Origin of the sequence: Catenulispora rubra, from assembly GCF_015356825.1 — a bacterium.
Classification (GTDB): domain Bacteria; phylum Actinomycetota; class Actinomycetes; order Streptomycetales; family Catenulisporaceae; genus Catenulispora; species Catenulispora rubra.
This window is the reverse complement of the sequence record NZ_JAACYW010000486.1, coordinates 1-4,884: the sequence shown is the minus strand read 5'-3', so window position 1 is coordinate 4,884 and position 4,884 is coordinate 1. Positions and strand designations below refer to the sequence as shown.

Genomic DNA, 4,884 nt, shown 5'->3' with positions numbered 1-4,884 from the left:
CAAGCCGCATCGCTGCTGCTGTGGTCCGGCTCCGTCCGGCTTGACACCGCCAAACCGGGCAGGTTGGCTGCGCCCGCTGACGCGGCGAGGGACCCAGAACCAACACCCCGCATGGTCCTTCGGACCCCCTCACGACATGACCGGTCAGGCTGCCCCGTCGCTACCCGCAGTCGCGGGGGCGCCGGTTCTCACTCGAACCGCCAGCCTGGCCGCACCGGCTCGCTTGCCGTCCCACCGCAACTACGGACACTGATACTTCAGATCCCCAGCACTCGCCGCATCCGCCCCCGCCGCCAGCACTGCGGGGTTGGTGATCCGGAACGTGGCGGTCACCGTCCCGCTCCCGGACAGCTTCAGCTGCCATGCCAGGTGTACCTTCGGCGACTTGCCGCTCACCGTCTCCGCGCCGGCGACGGTCTGCGTCGTGTGGTTCTTCGCCGGGATGTCCCATTCGTAGTCCACGACGCCGGTTCCGCCGTTCGTCGTGAGCTCCGCGACCATGTCCACCGAGGTGTCGCAGATGCCTGATGGCTGGACCGGGGCGAAGTTGTGCACCGAGATGCTGGAGATCTGTACCGGCGTCGTGGGCTTCTTGTCCTTCAGCTTCACCGCCGCGAATGCCGCTGCGCCGAGCACCGCGCCGACCAGCACCAGGCCGATGAAGGTGCGGATGATGCGGCTGGGGAGGCCGTCCTTCAGGTCCTTCTTCGCAGGCTCCTGAGTTCCGTGGCCGTTCGCGACTCCGCCGGGTGCCGACACCGGCGCCGTGCCGAGCAGTAGCGCGGTGGTGCGGGCGGCGTCCGCGGATTCCGGCACCATCGGGGTGATCAGCCAGATCAGGCCGGCGTCCTCGATCAGATCCAGCACCGGCAGTGTGCCCGGCAGCAGTCCGCCGCGCGCCGCGACGGTCCGCTCGACCAGGCGCGGTACGCCGCCGGAGGCCTTGACCCGGGCCGGGTCGAAGCGCAGCACGCCGAGCGTGCGGCCGTCGGCGCCGGTGGCCGAGTACCAGACCCCGTCGGAGACCCGCAGCACTTCCGGTCCGAGCTTCAGGCCCATCCCGGGCAGTCCACCCTCGCTCAACGCACTCCCCCAGGTCGTCCTGCCGTGCAGCCGATCCGCGCTTGCGGCAGTGTAGAGCGTCCGGCGACGATGGAGGTCGCCCGTCCCGGAAGAAAGCAGTCGAACCATGCCTGTCACCCGTCTCAACCACGCCGTGCTGTTCGTCCGGGAGCTGGATCGCAGCGTGGCGTTCTACCGCGACCTGCTGGGCTTCGAGGTGCTGACGCAGGCCCCGAACGCCGCCTTCCTGCGCGCGCCGGGCTCGACCAACGACCACGACCTCGGGCTGTTCGCGATCGGCTCGCAGGCCGGGTCCTCGGAGGCCGGGCGCTCCCGCGTGGGGCTGTACCACCTGGCGTGGGAGGTGGACACGCTGACGGAGCTGGCGCGCTTCGAGGAGATCCTGAAGACGCACGGCGCGCTGGTCGGCGCGAGCGACCACGGGACCACGAAGGCGCTGTACGCGCACGACCCGGACGGCCTGGAGTTCGAGATGTCGTGGCTGGTGCCGGCCGACCGGGTCGGCGACGCGCAGCTGCCGGAGGGCTCGTTCACGCTGCCGCTGGACCTGAAGAAGGAGATCGAGCGGTACGGCGCCGACACGCGGGGCGGGGTCGGGATCTCGCACGTCGTCGTGCCCTGAGGGATGAGACCAATCACACATCCGGCGATCCCGGCCGGCAGCGGCACCGGCGCCACCGACATCGTCAGCGACGCCGACAGCGATACCGACAGCGCCTCGCCGTCGAATATCCGATGACCCGCCCAATCAATCTCGGGGACCTCCAGGCCAATGCGAAACCCGTGAGCCGCGCCACCGGATAGTCTTGTTCAGTCTTGACGCGCCGCAGGTCTCGCCTCTGCCGACCACCTCACTTGGAGTCACCCGCATGTCGCTGCCCAGCCAGCAGGCCCTGTCCCGAACGGTCGTCGCCATCGACGGCCCCTCCGGGTCGGGCAAGTCGAGCGTGTCTCGCGGGGTGGCCGCGCGGCTCGGACTGCGCTACCTGGACACCGGCGCGCAGTACCGGGCGATGACGTACTGGATGCTGCAGAACAAGGTCGACGTCGGCGACGCCGCCGCGGTCGCGGCCGACGCCGAGGTGCCGGCGATCGCGTCCGGGACCGATCCGGCGGCGCCGGCGATCAGCGTGGACGGGCACGACGTGGCGGTGGCGATCCGTGAGGCGGACGTCACCGGCGCGGTGAGCGCCGTGGCCGCGGTGCCGGAGGTGCGGGCCCGGCTGATCGCGCTGCAGCGGGAGCTCATCGGGGCCGGCGGGATCGTGGTCGAGGGCCGGGACATCGCCTCGGTGGTGGCCCCGCAGGCCGGCGCCAAGATCTTCCTGACGGCGTCCGAGGAGGCGCGGGCGGCCCGCCGCAACAGCGAGAACGGCGGCGGGGCCGGCACCGTGGCGGCCACGCGCGACGCGCTGACCCGCCGGGACAGCGTCGACAACCGGACCAACGCGCTGGAAGCGGCGCCGGGGGCGGTGGTGGTCGACGCCACCGAGCTGACACTGGAGCAGGTGATCGAGAAGGTCGCCGACATCGTCATCCACGCGGCCCAGGGCCCCGCCCCGGATGCCGCTTCCCAAGGGGTGGGACTCACCAGATGAAGGTTCTCCGCGATTCACACGACCGACCGTCGGTTCCCTGGCGCGTCCGGGCTCGGGCCGGCGTAGCCGCGCCCGGCGGCCAGGGCCCGGGGCAGGGTTCAGGACAGGGCCACGACCGCGACCACTCGGCCGCGCACAACCACACGCCCAGCGCCCGCGGGGCCAAGCGCGCGCACCGGATCGGCGTGCCGCTGATGCACTCGCTGTGGCACGTCACCCAGCACAACACCGCCAACGTCCCGACCGACGGCCCGCTGCTGCTGGCCGGCAACCACACCGGCTTCCTGGACGGCCCGCTGATCGCCGGCGTCGCGCCGCGCCCGGTGCACTTCCTGGTCAAAAAGGAGATGTTCGTCGGCCCGCTGGGCCCCATACTTCTCGGGTTCGGCCAGATCCCGATCGACCGGGACCACCCGGACCGCGCGGCGATCCAGTCGGCGCTAGCCACCCTGCGCGCCGGCGGCGTGCTGGGCGTCTTCCCGGAGGGCACCCGCACCACCGGCGAGTTCGAGTCGGTGCACAACGGCCTGGCCTACTTCGCACTGGCCACCGGGGCCCCGGTGCTGCCGGTGGCGTGCCTGGGGACGGCCACGAACGGCAAGACGGTCGGCTCGCTGCCGACCCCGCGTGCCCACCTGGACCTGGTGTACGGAACACCGGTGAGCCTGGAGGAGTTGTCCCAGGGGTCCGAGGGCCTGGGCCGGCGGCAGAAGATCGCCGCCATCAGCGAGGAGCTGCGGGTCCGCCTGGCGGCGCACGTGCAGTACGCCAAGCAGCTCACCGGGCGCGACAATTAGAGACGGACCCGGACCCGAAGACTGACCTGTCCGGTCGGCGGCACCCCTGAGCAGCAGGGGAACCGCCGACCGAACGTTTTCCCCCGACGCATTGATCAAGACATGAGGACCCCCTGATGCAGCCCGAGACCGAGGACTACACTCCCGGCGACCCGAGCGCCGCAAGCGCCGCCCCCACTGCTGCCTCAGACGGGGGTTTCTTCGACGAGGACTTCGACTACGAGGCCTACGCCGAAGGACTCGAGTCGGAGGACTGGGAGCGGGGCGAGGGCGAAGGCGTCCGCCTGCCGGTCCTGGCCGTGGTGGGACGCCCCAACGTGGGCAAGTCCACCCTGGTCAACCGCATCCTCGGCCGCCGCGAGGCGGTCGTGCAGGACGTGCCCGGCGTCACCCGCGACCGGGTGTCGTACGACGCGCACTGGAACGGCCGCCGCTTCACCCTGGTCGACACCGGCGGCTGGGAGCGCGACGTGGAGGGCATGGCCAAGGCCGTCGCCTTCCAGGCCGAGGCCGCGATCAACGCCGCGGACGCGGTGATGTTCGTGGTGGACGCCACCATCGGCATCACGGACACCGACGAAGCGGTGGTGCGCGTCCTGCGCCGCGCCGGCAAGCCGGTGATCCTGGCCGCGAACAAGGTGGACGACCAGCGCACGGAGGCCGTCGCTGCGGAGCTGTGGAACCTGGGCCTCGGCGAGCCCTTCGCGGTATCGGCACTGCACGGCCGCGGCTCCGGCGACCTCCTGGACGCCGTCCTGGACGTCCTCCCGGAGACCCCCGCGGTCCGCTTCGGCGAGCTCATCGGAGGGCCCCGCCGCGTAGCCCTGGTCGGCAAGCCCAACGTCGGCAAGAGCTCCCTACTGAACAAACTGGCCGGCGAGGAGCGCGTCGTCGTCGACGCCACCGCCGGCACCACCCGCGACCCGGTCGACGAACTGATCGACCTCGGCGGCAAGACCTGGCGCTTCGTGGACACCGCAGGCATCCGCCGCCGCGTCAACCAGACCTACGGCGCCGACTTCTACGCCAGCCTCCGCACCCAGGCCGCCATCGAAAAAGCGGAGGTCGCGGTCGTCCTGGTAGACGCCAGCGACTCCCTGACCGAGCAGGACCTCCGCATCATCACCATGGTCGCCGAAGCCGGCCGAGCCCTCGTCATCGCCTACAACAAGTGGGACCTGATGGACGAGGAACGCCGCTTCTACCTCGAACGCGAGATCGAGCGCGACCTGGTCCAAGTCCGCTGGGCCCCCCGCGTGAACCTCGCGGCCAAGACAGGCCGCCACGTGGACAAGCTCGTCCCGGCCCTCGAGCAGGCCCTGGAGGGCTGGGAAACCCGCGTCCCCACCGCAAAACTGAACGCCTTCCTCGGCACCCTCGTAGCGGAACACCCCCACCCCCTCCGC

5 protein-coding genes are annotated in these 4,884 nt (G+C 71.2%); 4 read left to right on the top strand and 1 reads right to left on the bottom strand.

All coding sequences use genetic code 11. The features are described from left to right. Positions 1-240 precede the first annotated feature (240 nt). Complete coding sequence (locus GWK61_RS52780; RefSeq protein WP_194921830.1) at positions 241-1,083, bottom strand: hypothetical protein; 843 nt, start codon at positions 1,081-1,083, stop codon at positions 241-243. A gap of 106 nt (positions 1,084-1,189) precedes the next feature. Here GWK61_RS52780 and GWK61_RS52775 point away from each other — a divergent pair, with 106 nt between their 5' ends. The 4 genes from GWK61_RS52775 to der form a co-directional block, all read left to right on the top strand. Then, positions 1,190-1,705 (top strand): VOC family protein, encoded by a 516-nt coding sequence (locus GWK61_RS52775; protein WP_194921828.1) that lies wholly within the window; start codon positions 1,190-1,192, stop codon positions 1,703-1,705. A gap of 247 nt (positions 1,706-1,952) precedes the next feature. Next, on the top strand, positions 1,953-2,681 hold the full coding sequence (gene cmk, locus GWK61_RS52770) for a (d)CMP kinase (RefSeq protein ID WP_194921827.1): 729 nt from the start codon (positions 1,953-1,955) through the stop codon (positions 2,679-2,681). After that, positions 2,678-3,478 (top strand): lysophospholipid acyltransferase family protein, encoded by an 801-nt coding sequence (locus GWK61_RS52765; RefSeq protein ID WP_228564442.1) that lies wholly within the window; start codon positions 2,678-2,680, stop codon positions 3,476-3,478. Before cmk ends, GWK61_RS52765 begins: the two co-directional genes overlap by 4 nt. 116 nt (positions 3,479-3,594) lie before the next feature. After that, positions 3,595-4,884, top strand: a 1,290-nt coding sequence (gene der, locus GWK61_RS52760; protein ID WP_194921826.1) for a ribosome biogenesis GTPase Der, incomplete at its 3' end; no start/stop codon positions are given.

What these genes read in the sequence shown, in the direction of transcription:
- GWK61_RS52775 (WP_194921828.1), top strand. Translation starts at nt 1,190, where the DNA reads ATGCCTGTCACCCGTCTCAACCACGCCGTGCTGTTCGTCCGGGAGCTG.
- cmk (WP_194921827.1), top strand. Translation starts at nt 1,953, where the DNA reads ATGTCGCTGCCCAGCCAGCAGGCCCTGTCCCGAACGGTCGTCGCCATC.
- GWK61_RS52765 (WP_228564442.1), top strand. Translation starts at nt 2,678, where the DNA reads ATGAAGGTTCTCCGCGATTCACACGACCGACCGTCGGTTCCCTGGCGC.